General features: G+C 69.8%; 14 protein-coding genes and 1 pseudogene. 7 read left to right on the plus strand and 8 right to left on the minus strand.

The window, feature by feature from the left end:
* Nucleotides 1-11: 11 nt before the first annotated feature.
* Entirely contained in the window at nt 12-215 is a 204-nt protein-coding gene (locus tag ACWC09_RS45140; protein ID WP_450857282.1) for a hypothetical protein, read from the minus strand.
* 223 nt (nt 216-438) lie between these two features.
* Here ACWC09_RS45140 and ACWC09_RS45145 point away from each other — a divergent pair, with 223 nt between their 5' ends.
* From ACWC09_RS45145 to ACWC09_RS45165, 5 genes are all read left to right on the plus strand, one after another.
* Nucleotides 439-1125 (plus strand): maleylpyruvate isomerase family mycothiol-dependent enzyme, encoded by a 687-nt coding sequence (locus tag ACWC09_RS45145; protein ID WP_450857218.1) that lies wholly within the window; start codon nt 439-441, stop codon nt 1123-1125.
* A 60-nt stretch (nt 1126-1185) separates the two neighbouring features.
* A complete protein-coding gene (locus ACWC09_RS45150; protein ID WP_450857219.1) occupies nt 1186-1842 on the plus strand; it encodes an MBL fold metallo-hydrolase in 657 nt (218 codons plus the stop codon).
* A 398-nt stretch (nt 1843-2240) separates the two neighbouring features.
* A complete protein-coding gene (locus tag ACWC09_RS45155; RefSeq protein WP_450857221.1) occupies nt 2241-3029 on the plus strand; it encodes an ABC transporter substrate-binding protein in 789 nt (262 codons plus the stop codon).
* Nucleotides 3026-3928 (plus strand): amino acid ABC transporter permease, encoded by a 903-nt coding sequence (locus tag ACWC09_RS45160; RefSeq protein ID WP_450857222.1) that lies wholly within the window; start codon nt 3026-3028, stop codon nt 3926-3928. The genes ACWC09_RS45155 and ACWC09_RS45160 overlap by 4 nt, the downstream gene beginning before the upstream one ends.
* A complete protein-coding gene (locus ACWC09_RS45165) occupies nt 3925-4677 on the plus strand; it encodes an amino acid ABC transporter ATP-binding protein (RefSeq protein ID WP_450857224.1) in 753 nt (250 codons plus the stop codon). Before ACWC09_RS45160 ends, ACWC09_RS45165 begins: the two co-directional genes overlap by 4 nt.
* A 25-nt stretch (nt 4678-4702) precedes the next feature.
* On the opposite strand, the gene aroQ is transcribed toward ACWC09_RS45165, so the two are convergent.
* Entirely contained in the window at nt 4703-5176 is a 474-nt protein-coding gene (gene aroQ / locus ACWC09_RS45170) for a type II 3-dehydroquinate dehydratase (RefSeq protein WP_450857226.1), read from the minus strand.
* 102 nt (nt 5177-5278) lie between these two features.
* On the opposite strand from aroQ, the gene ACWC09_RS45175 reads away from it, so the two are divergent.
* Together ACWC09_RS45175 and ACWC09_RS45180 are read left to right on the plus strand one after the other, a co-directional pair.
* Entirely contained in the window at nt 5279-6325 is a 1047-nt protein-coding gene (locus ACWC09_RS45175; protein ID WP_450857228.1) for a S66 family peptidase, read from the plus strand.
* 95 nt (nt 6326-6420) lie between these two features.
* Entirely contained in the window at nt 6421-7692 is a 1272-nt protein-coding gene (locus ACWC09_RS45180) for an MFS transporter (protein ID WP_450857230.1), read from the plus strand.
* A gap of 35 nt (nt 7693-7727) precedes the next feature.
* Here the strand turns inward: ACWC09_RS45180 and ACWC09_RS45185 are convergent.
* The 6 genes and pseudogenes from ACWC09_RS45185 to uvrB form a co-directional block, all read right to left on the minus strand.
* Nucleotides 7728-7856 (minus strand): annotated as a pseudogene (locus ACWC09_RS45185) (ionic transporter y4hA); the annotation flags it as partial.
* 51 nt (nt 7857-7907) lie between these two features.
* Nucleotides 7908-8222 (minus strand): hypothetical protein, encoded by a 315-nt coding sequence (locus ACWC09_RS45190; RefSeq protein ID WP_450857232.1) that lies wholly within the window; start codon nt 8220-8222, stop codon nt 7908-7910.
* A 128-nt stretch (nt 8223-8350) separates the two neighbouring features.
* A complete protein-coding gene (locus ACWC09_RS45195; RefSeq protein WP_450857234.1) occupies nt 8351-9352 on the minus strand; it encodes a TerC family protein in 1002 nt (333 codons plus the stop codon).
* Nucleotides 9353-9584: 232 nt separating this feature from the next.
* Nucleotides 9585-11615 carry a TerD family protein gene (locus ACWC09_RS45200; protein WP_450857236.1) on the minus strand — a complete coding sequence of 677 codons (2031 nt, stop codon included), beginning with the start codon at nt 11613-11615 and terminating at the stop codon, nt 9585-9587.
* A 60-nt stretch (nt 11616-11675) separates the two neighbouring features.
* Nucleotides 11676-12254: a TerD family protein gene (locus tag ACWC09_RS45205; RefSeq protein ID WP_450857238.1), complete on the minus strand. Its 579-nt coding sequence runs from the start codon at nt 12252-12254 to the stop codon at nt 11676-11678.
* 161 nt (nt 12255-12415) lie between these two features.
* The gene (gene uvrB, locus ACWC09_RS45210) at nt 12416-14551 is read right to left on the minus strand and encodes an excinuclease ABC subunit UvrB (RefSeq protein ID WP_450857240.1); all 2136 of its coding nucleotides are present in this window, start codon (nt 14549-14551) and stop codon (nt 12416-12418) included.
* Between the last annotated feature and the right edge of the window lie 21 nt (nt 14552-14572).

Raw genomic sequence — 14572 nt, forward strand, 5'->3', positions numbered from 1 at the left:
CGGTCCGGGCATCACCGGCCGCAGGATCGTTCGGACCTGTACGTTGCCGCCGGTCGCCTGTCGGGGGTGCTGTCGTACGCGTTGTCGAAGGCCAGCGAGGACTTGCCCGACCCCGACAGGCCCGTGAAGACGATGAGCGAGTCGCGCGGCAGGTCGAGCGAGACATTCTTGAGGTTGTGCTCGCGCGCGCCACGGACGATGAGACGGTCGGCCACGCCGGTCCGCACCTTTCTTGAGAGAAGTGACAGGGGCGAGGCCCCCGTGCTTCTTCAGCCTAGAGGGAGCCACTGACAACGCCGGTCGGATTCCCGGATGCATAACAATCCCCGGCCATCCAGCATGCCCGACGCCACTCCCGACCATATAGCACGTGCATTCGATTTACGGCACGGCTTCACCACCTTCACCCAAAGGTGTGGCGGGGCTAGTGTCAGCACCATGATTGATCACGCGCATGACCTGGCGTCTGTACGTGACGCGACCGAGCGACTGCTCACCGCAGCCGCCGAACTGGACAACGCGTCGGTGGCCGAGCCGTCACGTCTCCCCGGCTGGACCCGCGGCCACGTCCTCGCCCACCTCGCCCGCAACGCGGACGCTCTCGTCAATGTCCTCCAGGGCCGGCCCATGTACGCGTCCGGGGAGACCCGAGACGCCGACATCGAGCGGGACGCCCCGCGCCCCCTCGACGTCCAGCTCGCCGATCTCCGCGAGAGCGCCGCCCGCTTCCAGGCGGCGGGAGCCGCACCGGCGGACTGGTCGCGCACGGTGGAGCTGCGCAACGGGGTCACCGACTCGGCCTCGCGCGTGCCGTTCCGACGGTGGGCCGAGGTGGAGCTGCACCACGTGGACCTCGGCATCGGGTACGGGCTGGAGGACCTGCCGGCGGAGTTCACGGAGCGCGAGATCGGCTTCCTCGCCGACCGCTTCTCGGGACACCCTGAGGTGCCGTCCACGGGCCTGACGGACGGCACGCGCGCGTGGAGCACCGGCCGGAAGGCGGATGCCCCGGAGATCACCGTCACGGGCCCCGCGCCCGACCTGCTCGGCTGGCTCGCGGGGCGCCGGGACGGCTCCGGCCTGTCGGTGAGCGGCGGCGGACTGCCGGGGCTTCCCCCGCTGTAGGACACGGGCTGCAGGACGTGGACGATTCCCGGGCCGCTCCACCGCTATAGGCTGGCCGCCATGACGTACAGCGGACAGGTGACGGTCGGCGGCCCGGCGGACGTGCACGAGCTCAAGGACCTGATGATCACCAAGATCGCGGTGGGCCCGATGGACAACAACGCCTATCTGCTGCGCTGCCGGGCCACGGACGAGCAGCTCCTGATCGACGCGGCGAACGACGCGGACACCCTGCTCGGCACGATCGGTGACGACGGCATCGCCGCCGTCGTCACCACGCACCAGCACGGCGACCACTGGCAGGCGCTCGCCCAGGTCGTCTCCGCCACCGGCGCCCGTACGTACGCGGGCCGGGAGGACGCCACCGGCATCCCCGTGCCGACGGACGTCCTCGTCGACGACGGCGACACCATCCGGGTGGGGCGCGTGGAGCTCACCGCGCGCCACCTGGTCGGGCACACGCCGGGTTCGATCGCCCTCGTCTACGATGACCCGCACGGGCACCCCCATGTGTTCACGGGAGACTGCCTCTTCCCCGGGGGCGTCGGCAACACCCGTAAGGACCCGAAGGCGTTCGCCAGTCTGATCCACGACGTGGAGACCAAGATCTTCGACGTGCTCCCGGACGAGACCTGGGTCTACCCCGGCCATGGCAACGACACGACCCTGGGCGCGGAGCGCCCGCAGCTGCCGGAGTGGCACGCGCGCGGGTGGTGAACGCCGGCGCGCAGAGCATGTACACACCCGGCGCGCAGAGCACATACACACCCGGCGCACGGAGCACATGCACACGCGGGGCGCGAAGGCCGTGAGCGCGCGCCCCGCGCCAACTCGGTTCATGCGCCCCGTGTGAAGCATTCACACGAGCCGGAGTCATGCGCGCGCTCCCCGCATGCGTTGTTGCGCAGTCAACTGGGAGCAGCCCCGCACAGGATGACGGCTCCTGCGCGGTACGGGCCGCCGGTCTTTCGATCCCCGCCCTCGGCCGGCGGCCCCGGCCTCCTGTCGTCGACTGGCCGGAAAGTGTTCACAGAAACGCAACACCCGTTCCCAGTATGCGGACAAATGCCGTCGTGACCTCGACAAACGGGACGTCGGGCTGTCAATCTCCCGCCATGCACCTTGCCCCTCGCGCACTGCGCCGCGCCGTCGCCGCGGCAACCATCGCCCTGCTCGCCACGGCCGTCGGCTGCGCGCCGCAGCCGGAGGACAAGGCCGGCGACAACGCCTCGGCATCGACCGGCACCACCTGCGCCAAGGGCAAGTTGGCCACCCAGACCTCCGGCAAACTGACGATCGCCACCGACGAACCGGCGTACGAGCCGTGGTTCAAGGACGACAAGCCCGCGAACGGCAAGGGCTTCGAGTCGGCGGTCGCGTACGCCGTGGCGAAGCAGCTCGGCTACGACAAGAGCGCCGTCGTCTGGCAGAGCGTGCCCTTCAACAAGGCCTTCGCGCCCGGGGAGAAGACCTTCGACTTCGACATCAACCAGGTGTCGATCAGCACCGAGCGCAAGAAGGCCGTGGTCAAGCTGGGCGCCCAGGTCGGCACCACGAGCCTGAACTACATCAGCGACGTGGTGAAGCCCTCGCAGGAGGTGGCCGCGTACTCCAAGAACGACCAGGCCATATCCGCGCTCAAGAACGGCCAGGTGGACGCGATCGTCACCGACCTGCCGACCGCCTTCTACGTCACCGCGGCGCAGGTGACCAACGCCAGGATCGTCGGCCAGTTCGAGAACCAGGGCGGCACGCCCGAGCAGTTCGGGCTCGTCCTCGACAAGGGCAGCGCGCTCACCTCGTGCGTGACGTCGGCCGTGGACGCCCTGCGCAAGGACGGCACGCTGGCGAAGCTGGAGAAGCAGTGGCTGTCCGACGCCGTCGACGCTCCGGTGCTCAAGTGACGGTCACGAAGGAGGAGTCCGGAGAGGACTCCGGCAAGGGTGACATGCCCGACGGGTACGCCCCGTCCGAGCGGCGGCTGGAGCGCGAGCGCTACAAACGCGCGCGTGCCCGTCGCGCGACGGGCATAGCCGCCGTCTCGACCCTCGTCACCGCTGTCGTCCTCTACCTGATCGTCGTCAGTGCTCCCGGGTGGGAGCGCACCAAGGAGACCTTCTTCGACGCGCACTACGCGCGCGAGGCGTTCCCCAAGGTCCTCGAAGGGCTCTGGCTCAACATCCGGCTGCTGCTGATCTGCGGTGTGCTGGTGCTCGTCCTGGGCATGCTGATCGCCATCGCACGCACCCTGCCCGGGCCGGTGTTCTTCCCCCTGCGGGCGCTCGCGGCCGCGTACACGGACTTCTTCCGCGGTCTGCCGCTGATCATCAACCTGATGATCGTCGTGTTCGGCGTGCCCGCGCTGCGCCTCCAGGGCGTGACCGTCGATCCCGTGTGGCTGGGCGGTACGGCGCTGACCCTGACGTACTCGGCGTACGTCGCCGAGGTGTTCCGCGCCGGCATCGAGTCCGTGCATCCGTCGCAGCGCGCCGCGGCCCGCTCGCTGGGTCTGACCAACCGGCAGGCGCTGCGGCACGTGGTGCTGCCGCAGGCCGTACGGCGTCAGGTGCCGCCCCTGCTGAACGACCTGGTGTCCCTCCAGAAGGACACCGGGCTCGTGTCGATCGGCGGCGCGATCGACGCCGTCCGGGCGTCCGACATCATCGCCCAGCGCAGCCTGAACTACACGCCGTACATCGTCGCGGGCCTGGTCTTCGTGGCGCTGACCATCCCGATGACCCGGTTCACGGACTGGGTGACGGCCCGGATGGACCGCCGGCGGGCCCAGGGAGGAGCGATATGAGCGACGCGCCCGTGCTGCGCATGGAGTCCGTGCGCAAGACCTTCGGCGACACGGTCGTCCTGCGCGACGTCGACCTGGAGGTCGCCCCGCACACCGTTACCGCGCTGATCGGCGCCTCCGGCTCCGGCAAGTCGACGCTGCTGCGCTGTGCGAATCTCCTGGAGGAGATAGACGACGGCGCGATCTGGCTGGACGACGAGGAGATCACCGATCCGCGTGCCGACCAGGACGCGGTACGGCGCCGTATCGGCGTGGTCTTCCAGGCGTACAACCTGTTCCCGCACATGACCGTCCTGGACAACATCACCCTCGCCCCGCGGCGGGTGCACGGCGTCTCCCGGGGGGAGGCCGAGGGGCGGGCCAGGGAGCTCCTGGAGCGGCTCGGACTCGGTGGGAAGGCGGGCGAGTACCCGGACCGGCTGAGCGGCGGCCAGCAGCAGCGGGTGGCGATCGTACGCGCTCTCGCCGTACGACCCCGGCTGCTGCTGCTCGACGAGGTCACCGCCGCCCTCGACCCGGAGCTCGTCGGCGAGGTCCTCACGGTCGTCCGCGACCTCAAGCAGGACGGCATGACCATGGTGCTGGCCACGCACGAGATGGGCTTCGCGCGGGACGTCGCCGACCAGGTTTGTTTTCTGGACGCAGGCGTGGTCCTGGAACGCGGAACCGCGGAGCAGGTCTTCGGCGACCCGCAGCAGGAACGCACGCGGCGCTTCCTGCGGCGGATCGTGGAGGCGGGCCGGCTGTAAGGGGCGCCCACCAGGAGGACGGGACTTACGTGTCGGCCTGGGCCGCCCCCGCCAGCGCCGCGACCCGCTCCACCCCGAACACGTATCCCTGCACACCGCACCCCGCGATGACCCCGTCGGCCCGCAGCGAGACGTAGGAGTGGTGCCGGAAGGACTCACGCTGGTGGATGTTGGAGATGTGCACCTCCAACACGGGCATTCCGTCACAGGTGTTGAGTGCGTCCAGAATCGCGACCGAGGTATGGGAGTAGGCACCCGGGTTGATCACGATCCCGCAGTGGTTCAGCCGTGCCTCGTGGATCCAGTCGACCAACTCGCCCTCGTGGTTGGACTGTCGGAAGTCCACCGTGCCACCGTGCGCGGCCGCCGTCTTGGCGCACAGGGCCTCCACATCGGCGAGGGTGTCCTTGCCGTAGATCTCCGGCTGGCGCTGGCCGAGCAGGTTCAGGTTGGGCCCGTTGAGGATCATGATCGGGGCGTTGGCCAGGGTGCGGGGCACGGTTCCTCCGGTCCGGTCGGGTGCGGCGATCCGTACGGGACCGCTGTTCGGACCCGGTTTATCACGGTGCACCGCGAGAGCGACGGCCCGTACCCTCCCCGCATGACGACGATCTCGTACCCGCCCAAGCCCTCCCCCGGCGACCGCATGGCCGTCATCTCGCCCGGCTCCGGTCTGCCCGGGCTCTTTCCCCGCCCCCACGAACTGGGCCTGGAGCGGCTGCGCAAGGAGTTCGGACTCGAACCGGTCGAGTACCCCGCGACCCGCAAGATGGGCTCGACACCCCAGGAGCGCGCCGACGACATCCACGCCGCCTTCGCCGACCCGGACATCAAGGCGGTCATGGCGTCGATCGGCGGCGACGACCAGATCACCGTGCTGCCGTATCTGGACCGGGAGTTGATCCGGGCGAACCCGAAGCCGTTCTTCGGGATGAGCGACAACACGAACCTGCTCGCCTTCCTGTACAACACGGGCATCGTGGGCTACCACGGCGCGACCGTGATGACCGCGCTGGGCCGACCGGTCGCCATGAGCCCGCTGACCGCCGATTCCCTGCGGGCGGCCCTGTTCACCTCGGGCGCGTACGAACTGCGGCCCGCCGACCGGTGGAACGACGTCAACCGCGACTGGGCGGACCCGGCGACCTTCGAGACGGAATCGGAGACCAGGCCCGGCAGCGGATGGACGTGGGTGAATCCCGACCGGGTGACCGAGGGCCGCGGCTGGGGCGGCTGTCTGGAGATCCTCGGCTGGCTGCTGATGGCCAACCGCGAGATCGCGCGCGACCTGAGCGAGTACGACGGCGGAGTGCTGCTCCTGGAGACCTCGGAGGAGATGCCGAGCGCCACGGAGGTCTTCCGCACCCTGCGCAACATGGGCGAGCGCGGGCTCCTGCAGCGCTTCTCCGCGCTGCTGATGGGGCGCGCCAAGACATGGTCCTTCGAGCAGCCCAACAGCCCGGAGGAGGGCGCGCGTTACGCCGCCGAGCAGCGCGAGGCCGTACTGCGCGCCATGCGTACATACGCCCCCCGCACCACGATCGTCTTCGACGTGGACTTGGGCCACACCGATCCACAACTCGTCATCCCCTACGGCGGCGTCGTCCGCGTCGACGGCCCCGCCCGGCGCATCACCGTCACCTACTGACCGCGCCCTTCCGCGCCCGCACGCCCCCGTAACCCGCGATCACCGTGGGTAGTTGACGCGGCATGCACGACGTACGCTCCGTAAGGACGCCTTCCATGCCCCGCCTCGCGGCCGCCTCGCTCGCCGGGACGGCCATCGAGTTCTACGACTTCTTCGTCTACGGCACCGCGGCCGCGCTGGTCCTGGGGCCCCTGTTCTTCCCCACCTTCTCGCCGGTGGCGGGCACGCTGGCCGCGTTCGCGACGTTCGGTGTGGGGTTCGTAGCACGGCCGTTGGGCTCCGTGCTCTTCGGGCACATCGGGGACCGGCGCGGGCGGCGACCGGTGCTCGTCGGCTCGTTGTTGCTGACCGGCGCCGCGACGATCGCGGTGGGCTGTGTGCCGACGTACGACACGATCGGCGTGGCCGCGCCGGTACTGCTCCTGGTCCTGCGGTTTCTGCAGGGGCTGGGGCTCGGCGGGGAGTGGGGCGGGGCCGTACTGCTGACCGCGGAGCACGCGCCCGCGGAACGGCGCGCTCTGTGGGCGAGCTTCCCCCAGGTGGGCCCCGCGCTGGGGTTCCTGCTCGCCAACGGTGTGGTGCTGGCACTGTCGGCGACGCTGTCCGACGCGCAGTTCGCGCAGTGGGGTTGGCGGGTGCCGTTCTGGGCGGCGGGCGTGCTGGCCGCGATCGGGCTGTGGCTGCGGTCGTCGCTCTCCGAGAGCCCCAGTTTCCTCGAAATCGACGACCACGCGCGCGTGCCGCTCGCGGAAGTCGTGCGCGACCACTGGCGGCTCGTCCTGCTGACGGCAGGGGCGCTCGCCGTCGGGTACGCGATCTTCTACGCCGTGACCACCTGGTCGCTCGCCTATGCGACGGAGCGGCTCGGGGTGGGCCGTACCGTCATGCTGACCTGCATCATGGCCGCCGTGGTGGTGAAGGGCGCGCTCACGCCCGTGGTCGCGCTCCTCGGGGACCGTTACGGACGACGGCCGCTGTGCCTGGTCGGATGCGGTGCGGCGGCCTTGTGGATGTTCCCGACGGTCGCACTGCTTGCGACCGGCGAGCCACTGCTGATGTTCCTCGGCTTCCTGGGCGCGCTGCTCGCGTTCGTCACGATGTTCGGGGTCGTCGCCGCGTATCTGCCCGAGTTGTACGAGCCCCGGGTGCGCTGCACGGGAGCGGCGGTCGGCTACAACCTCGGCGGGGTGCTCGGGGGTGCGCTCACACCGATCGCGGCGACGGCGCTGGCCGAGCACGGGGGTCGGGTGCCGTGGGGTGTGGGTGCCTATCTGACGGGGATCGCGCTGCTGAGTCTGGGGTGCTTCGCGCTACTGCCGGAGACGCGGCCGGTACCGGTGGGGGCGATGGAGCCGGCCGCGGGGTGAGGGAGCGCCGGCACGATTCTTCCGAGGGTTGATCGTCACCTTCGCCAGGGGTTGATCGCCGGCTCCAAGTACGCCGCGAACAGCACCAGATGCCCGCCTCCCTGAAGCGGCGTGGCCCGGCCCGGCACCACGGTGAGCGACGCGACGACGACCGTCAGGACGAGCGGCAGAGGGGCGCGGGCCCCGCACGCCGGCCGTACGGGGCCCTGAGCTCGTCACTGGAACGCGGTGAGCCCCTCGACGTCGCAGTCGGTGAAGGACGGCGGGCGGGTGCACAACGCGCCCATCTGCTCGGCGAACTTGGCGGTCTCGGGGCTGTCGCTGTTGGCCATGGCCTCCTCGTACGAGTTGAACTCCATCACCACCAGATAGCGGTTCGGCTGACTCCTGTCCTTGAGGACGAGACGGTGCGTGGGGCCACCGTCGCGGCCCGCGAAGTGCTGGTCCATCTCCTGGGACAGCTGACGCATCTCCTCGAAGCGGTCGGTCTCGAAGTCGACGATCTGTACGAACCTCTTGGGTGCGTCCACGGATTCCTCCACCGGGCCGTGGCTCTCCCGGGGCGGGAGCGCTCAGCACCCAACGAAGCACCGGGAGCGATATGCGGCAATTCATCCTGCGTCGCTCCCGGTGCTGGTTGTTCCTACGTCGGTCGTGGTCAGGCCTGGATGCTGTCCTTCGGAGCGCCTTCGCTCTGCGCCTGCGCCGCCTCGGCCGCCGCCTGCTTCTTCGTCGCCCGCAGGCTGGTGATCGTGGTGACGATCAGGACCGAGCAGATCACGCCGAGGGAGACCGGGATGGAGATCTCCGGGACGTGGACGCCGGACTCGTGCAGCGCGTGCAGGACCAACTTGACGCCGATGAAGCCCAGGATGATGGACAGGCCGTAGCTGAGGTGAACCAGCTTCTTCAGCAGGCCGCCGATGAGGAAGTACAGCTGCCTCAGGCCCATCAGGGCGAAGGCGTTCGCAGTGAACACGATGTACGGGTCCTGGGTCAGGCCGAAGATCGCGGGGATCGAGTCGAGCGCGAACAGGACGTCCGTGGTACCGATCGCCAGCATCACGACCAGCATCGGGGTCATGACCCGCTTGCCGTTCTGCTGGATCCACAGCTTGGTGCCGTGGTAGCGGTCGGCGACGCCGAACCTGCGCTCCGCGGCCTTGAGCAGCTTGTTCTCCTCGAACCCCTCGTCCTCCTCGTCGGCCCGGGCCTCCTGGACGAGCTTCCAGGCGGTCCAGATCAGGAAGGCACCGAAGAGGTAGAACACCCAGGCGAAGCTGGCGAGGATCGCGGCGCCCGCGGCGATGAAGATCGCCCGCAGGACCAGGGCTATGAGCACGCCGACGAGGAGCACCCGCTGCTGGTACTGCGAGGGCACGGCGAACTTCGCCATGATCAGGACGAAGACGAAGAGGTTGTCGACGCTCAGGGACTTCTCGGTGATGAAGCCGGCGAAGAACTCGCCGCCGGCCTGGCCGCCGCCGAAGACGAGCAGACCGAGCCCGAAGAGTCCGGCGAGGGCGATCCAGACGATCGTCCAGATCCCGGCTTCCTTGATCGAGACGTCGTGCGGCTTGCGGCCGATGAAGAAGTCGACCGCGATAAGGGCGGCAAGGCCCACGATGGTGAGGACCCATAGGGTCACGGAAACATCCACTGCGCCTCCGGCAGGACGGAACGGCAAATAACCAGCGTCGTCGCGCTGCCGGAGGTCTCTTCCACCCACGGTGGGCCGACGCCCCGGGATCAGAACCTGACCTGATCCGTATTGACGGGTACGCCGCAGTCGACAGGGAGTACTCCCCTCCGTGAGGACGACAGTACCCCAATTACCAAGCAAAGGTAAAGTGATTGGCAAAGAAAAAGTCAAAGTGGCTGGTCAAGATACTTTACGTGTACTTGGTGCGGGCCGCCGCCACCTGGCTGAGCACCTGCTGGAGCACCCGACTGCCGGGCGGCACCAGCGCCGGCTCGTAGGTCCAGGCGTGGCCGACCCACGGGTCGGCGAGATGGTCGTCCGGCAGCGGGGTGAGTCGCAGCAGCGAACGCCACAGGGGGTCGAGCAAAGGCCCGTAGCCGGAGGCCTCCTCGCGGTCCGCGACCATCATCAGGTGGACACCGACGGCCGGGCCCTCGTCCGCGAGATAGCGCAGCTGGGTCACGGCCCGGTCGTCGAAGCCGTGCGGGAAGTCATGGACGATCAGCAGTTGCTCGGCCGGGTCCAGACCGGGCGGCAGTGAGTCGGCCGCGCCGCCGCGCACCGCCATCTGCACCAGGTCGACACGCTGGGTGAGCCGAGTCAGGACATCCGTCACACCGGCGGCCCCCAGCGCGGGCGGGGCGGCGAGCACCCCGGCCTGTGCCAGTGGTGCGAGCGCCTGCGCGCCCGACCCGGCCGGGTCGATGACATGCACGCTGAACTCGCCCGCCGGGTAGACCGCGAGCAGCCGGGCCGCGAGCGCCACCGCCGTGTCCAGTGCCAGGCGTCCCAGTTCGGCGGTATCGGCGAACGACTCGTCGAACGACCCGGCGGGTCCGCTGTCGATCCACAGGCCGCGCTCCAGCGGCAGCCGGACCAGCATCGGGATGCGCAGCGGCTCGCTCTCGGGCAGATGGAGGTCGCCCAGCCGCAGGGCCATGGGGATCTCCATCGGCACCCGGTAGCCGTGCCACACGGGGTTGTCCCAGCGGGCGTACGCGGGCGGCAGTGCGGGCTCGACGACGTCGGCCTCGGCGGAGAGCTGGGCGAGATCCCGGTCCAGGGCCGCCCTGGCCTGGTCGACGAGTTGGGCGTGCTTGGCGTGCGCGGCCTCGCGTGCGGCGTCGCCCTGCCCGCCCAGCCTGCTGCGCGGGTCGGACAGGGCCTGGTCGAGCTCCTTCTCCATCCGCGAGTCGGCGAAATCGACGGCACTGCGGTACGCGGCCGTGGTGCGGGCCAGGTCCTCGAACATGCCCCAGACCTGGTTGTAGAGCCGCTCGTCCATGGACCAGCCGGTCGCGTCGCCCGCGACGGGCTGTGCGGGCTGTCCGGACGGGGTCGGAGGCGCGGCCGGCGGGGGTGGCGGCGGAGCGGCGGGCTGTCGGCCCGGGTGGCTGTAGTCGACCGGGGCGTCGGTGGATTGGGTGGCCGCGGACGCGTCGGCAGCGGATGGGACCTGCGGGGTTCCGGGGCCAGGCGTGCCCTGAGCGCCGTAGGGAGAGGCGGGTTGTCCCGATGTGCCGGGGGTCTGAGGAGTGTACGGGGACATCTGCTCCGGTGATACGGGGCCAGGGGCGCCCTGGGGCGCGGGGCCCTGCGTCGGTGCCGCCGTCTGGCGTGTACGGTCGCCGTCCGCAGCGCGCTGCGGGGGTGCCGGGACCGCGCGGGCGAGGCTCCGGGCCACCGCGTCGTTGATGTGGCCGGCGAGGTGGTGGGCCTCGGGCAGGCCCTGGTCGGTGAAGAGCTCGGCGAGGCCGCCCGCGTATCCCTGGCCGACGGCGCGCACCTTCCAGGCGCCCTGCCGGCGGTAGAGCTCCAGGGCGACGACGGCCGACTCGGCGTCCAGGCCGGTGATCGTGTAGGTGGCGACCTCGGTGCCGTCGAGGCCGGTGACCGCGACGAACGGGGCGGCCAGGGCGCCGAAGCGGACCGGGCCGCCGACGCCGGTCGGCAGGGCGAGCAGCACATTGACCCGGTGCACGGTCTCCGGCATGGCGTCCAGATCCACCGCTAGGCGGTGGTCGGCGGCGGCCTGCCGGGAGACCTCGAGGCCCGGCAGGGTGGGCGTGCCGGGGTGGGCCACCCATTCGACGCCCCGGGCCTTGCCGTTCTCGTCGCTGAGCGTGGCCGAGGCCACGACCGGCGTGCCGGCCGCGACCCGGATCTCGAGACGGACCTGGGAGAGCGGGTGGTTCTGCCCCCGCACCAGCTCGGCCGTCATCGCCCTCGTCCCCCTGTGTCGCCGGTGTCGTGTGCCGCTCGTCGGGTGCGCCGGTTGGTCCTACAGGACCGGCAGGATCGCCGGCATCAGGTCCTGGAAGGTACGGCCGTTGGCCTGGGCGCCGAGGGCCGTCATCGTCCAGCCCGGGCCCGAGCGGTGGACCTTCGCCATGATCTGGGCGGTGTACTGTCCGCCGCCCGCCAGCGTGTAGCGGGCGAGTTCCTGGCCATTGGTCTCGTCGACGAGGCGGCAGAACGCGTTCTGCACTTCCTGGAAGGTCTGGCCCGTGAACGAGTTCACGGTGAAGACGATCTGGTCGATGTGGACCGGAACGCGCGCGAGGTCGACGAGGATCGCCTCGTCGTCGCCGCCCTGGCCGACACCGCCGACGAGGTTGTCACCGGTGTGGCGGACGGAGCCGTCGTCACTCACCAGGTGGCGGAAGAAGACGACGTCGACGGGCTGCTTGTCGGCGAACAGGACGGCGGAGGCGTCCAGGTCGATCTCCCGGGTGCGCGAGCCGAACAGGCCGCGCCGGGGAGCCGCCTGCCAGCCGAGACCCATGCGCACCGCGGTCAGGCTGCCGCCGTCGTTCTTCTGCAGACTGATGGCCTGACCCTTGGTCATGTTGACGGTCACGCGCCGATTCCCCTCTCGAACTGTCCCCTGTTGCCGCGGACTCCGCGGTTGCCCAGCACCCTACGCAGGGGCACTGACAGTGCCGTACCCCGGCTCGTGCTTTGTGTCGGTCTTGCAACACAGTGCGCATGTGCCGAGGTACGGCGGTGGTTCGGCGAGCGTCAGGCCAGGCCCGCCTCCCTCATCTGGCGCAGTTCCTTCTTCATCTCGGAGACCTCGTCGCGCAGTCGCGCCGCGATCTCGAACTGGAGGTCGGCGGCCGCGGCGCGCATCCGTGCCGTCATCTCCTCGATCTGGTCGGCGAGTTCGGCCGCGGGACGGTCGGTGGGGACCGTCTCCTTGGCCTTGCCCCTGGCGGCCTTGCCGCCGGCCGCCTTGCCGCCGAGGGCGGGCACGGGTGCCTTGGCGCCCTTGCCGTCCTTCGACTTGCGGTAGCCGGAGCCGAGCAGCTGTTCCGTGTCGATGTCCTCGCGGGCGATCTGGGCCACGATGTCGTTGATCTTCTTGCGGAGCGGCTGCGGGTCGATGCCGCGTTCCTTGTTGTACGCGACCTGCTTCTCCCGACGACGGTTGGTCTCCTCGATGGCCTTCGCCATCGCCGGGGTGATCTTGTCGGCGTACATGTGGACCTGGCCGGAGACATTGCGCGCCGCGCGGCCGATGGTCTGGATCAGGGACGTGCCGGAGCGCAGGAAGCCCTCCTTGTCGGCGTCGAGGATCGCCACCAGGGACACCTCGGGCAGGTCGAGGCCCTCACGCAGGAGGTTGATGCCGACCAGCACGTCGAACTCACCGGAGCGCAGCTCGCGCAGCAGCTCGACGCGGCGCAGGGTGTCGACGTCGCTGTGCAGATAGCGGACCTGGATGCCGAGCTCCAGGAAGTAGTCCGTGAGGTCCTCGGCCATCTTCTTGGTGAGCGTGGTGACCAGCACGCGCTCGTCCTTCTCGGTGCGCCGGCGGATCTCGTGCACCAGGTCGTCGATCTGGCCCTCGGTGGGCTTGACGACGACCTCCGGGTCGATCAGGCCGGTGGGGCGGATGATCTGCTCGACGGTGCCGTCCGCGCGCGAGAGCTCATACTTGCCCGGGGTCGCCGACAGGTACACCGTCTGCCCGACGCGCTCCTGGAACTCCTCCCACTTCAGCGGGCGGTTGTCGAGGGCGGACGGCAGGCGGAAGCCGTGGTCGACGAGGGTGCGCTTGCGGGAGGCGTCGCCCTCGTACATGGCGCCGATCTGCGGGACGGTGTTGTGCGACTCGTCGATGACCAGCAGGAAGTCGTCCGGGAAGTAGTCCAGGAGGGTGTTCGGCGGGGATCCGGGCAGGCGGCCGTCGAAGTGCATCGAGTAGTTCTCCACGCCCGAGCAGGAGCCGATCTGGCGGAGCATCTCGAGGTCGTACGTCGTGCGCATCCGAAGGCGCTGGGCCTCCAGGAGCTTGCCCTGCTTCTCCAGCTCGGCCAGGCGCTCGCCGAGCTCCTTCTCGATGTCGTTGACCGCCCGCTCCATACGCTCGGGGCCCGCGACGTAGTGGGAGGCCGGGAAGACGTACAGCTGCTCGTCGTCGCTGATGATCTCGCCGGTGATCGGGTGCAGGGTGGAGAGGGCCTCGATCTCGTCGCCGAACATCTCGATGCGGACGGCGAGCTCCTCGTAGACCGGGAAGATCTCGATGGTGTCGCCGCGCACGCGGAAGGTGCCCCGGGTGAAGGCCAGGTCGTTGCGTGTGTACTGGATGTCGACGAAGCGGCGCAGCAGCTGGTCGCGGTCGATCTCGTCGCCGACCCTGAGGGGGACCATGCGGTCCACGTACTCCTGCGGCGTGCCGAGGCCGTAGATGCAGGAGACCGAGGCGACCACCACGACGTCCCGTCGGGTGAGCAGGGAGTTGGTCGCGGAGTGGCGCAGGCGCTCCACCTCCTCGTTGATCGAGGAGTCCTTCTCGATGTAGGTGTCCGACTGCGGGACGTAGGCCTCGGGCTGGTAGTAGTCGTAGTACGAGACGAAGTACTCGACCGCGTTGTTCGGCAGCAGCTCGCGGAACTCGTTCGCCAACTGGGCGGCCAGCGTCTTGTTCGGCGCCATCACGAGCGTGGGGCGCTGGAGCTTCTCGATCATCCACGCGGTGGTGGCGGACTTGCCGGTGCCGGTCGCGCCGAGCAGGACGACGTCCTTCTCGCCTGCCTCGATGCGCTTGGCCAGCTCGGCGATGGCCGCCGGCTGGTCGCCGCTGGGCTGGTAGGGGCTGACGACCTCGAAGGGCGCCACCGTGCGTTCGATGTTGGAAACGGGCCGCATGGAGTCCACCGTACGACCCGC

The sequence above is a fragment of the Streptomyces sp. NPDC001617 genome (assembly GCF_053596855.1).

Bases quoted from the DNA above. Each gene is read 5' to 3' on its own strand.
- ACWC09_RS45145 (WP_450857218.1), top strand. From the start codon at position 439: ATGATTGATCACGCGCATGACCTGGCGTCTGTACGTGACGCGACCGAG.
- ACWC09_RS45150 (WP_450857219.1), top strand. From the start codon at position 1,186: ATGACGTACAGCGGACAGGTGACGGTCGGCGGCCCGGCGGACGTGCAC.
- ACWC09_RS45155 (WP_450857221.1), top strand. From the start codon at position 2,241: ATGCACCTTGCCCCTCGCGCACTGCGCCGCGCCGTCGCCGCGGCAACC.
- ACWC09_RS45165 (WP_450857224.1), top strand. From the start codon at position 3,925: ATGAGCGACGCGCCCGTGCTGCGCATGGAGTCCGTGCGCAAGACCTTC.
- ACWC09_RS45175 (WP_450857228.1), top strand. From the start codon at position 5,279: ATGACGACGATCTCGTACCCGCCCAAGCCCTCCCCCGGCGACCGCATG.
- ACWC09_RS45180 (WP_450857230.1), top strand. From the start codon at position 6,421: ATGCCCCGCCTCGCGGCCGCCTCGCTCGCCGGGACGGCCATCGAGTTC.
- ACWC09_RS45200 (WP_450857236.1), bottom strand. From the start codon at position 11,615: ATGACGGCCGAGCTGGTGCGGGGGCAGAACCACCCGCTCTCCCAGGTC.
- uvrB (WP_450857240.1), bottom strand. From the start codon at position 14,551: ATGCGGCCCGTTTCCAACATCGAACGCACGGTGGCGCCCTTCGAGGTC.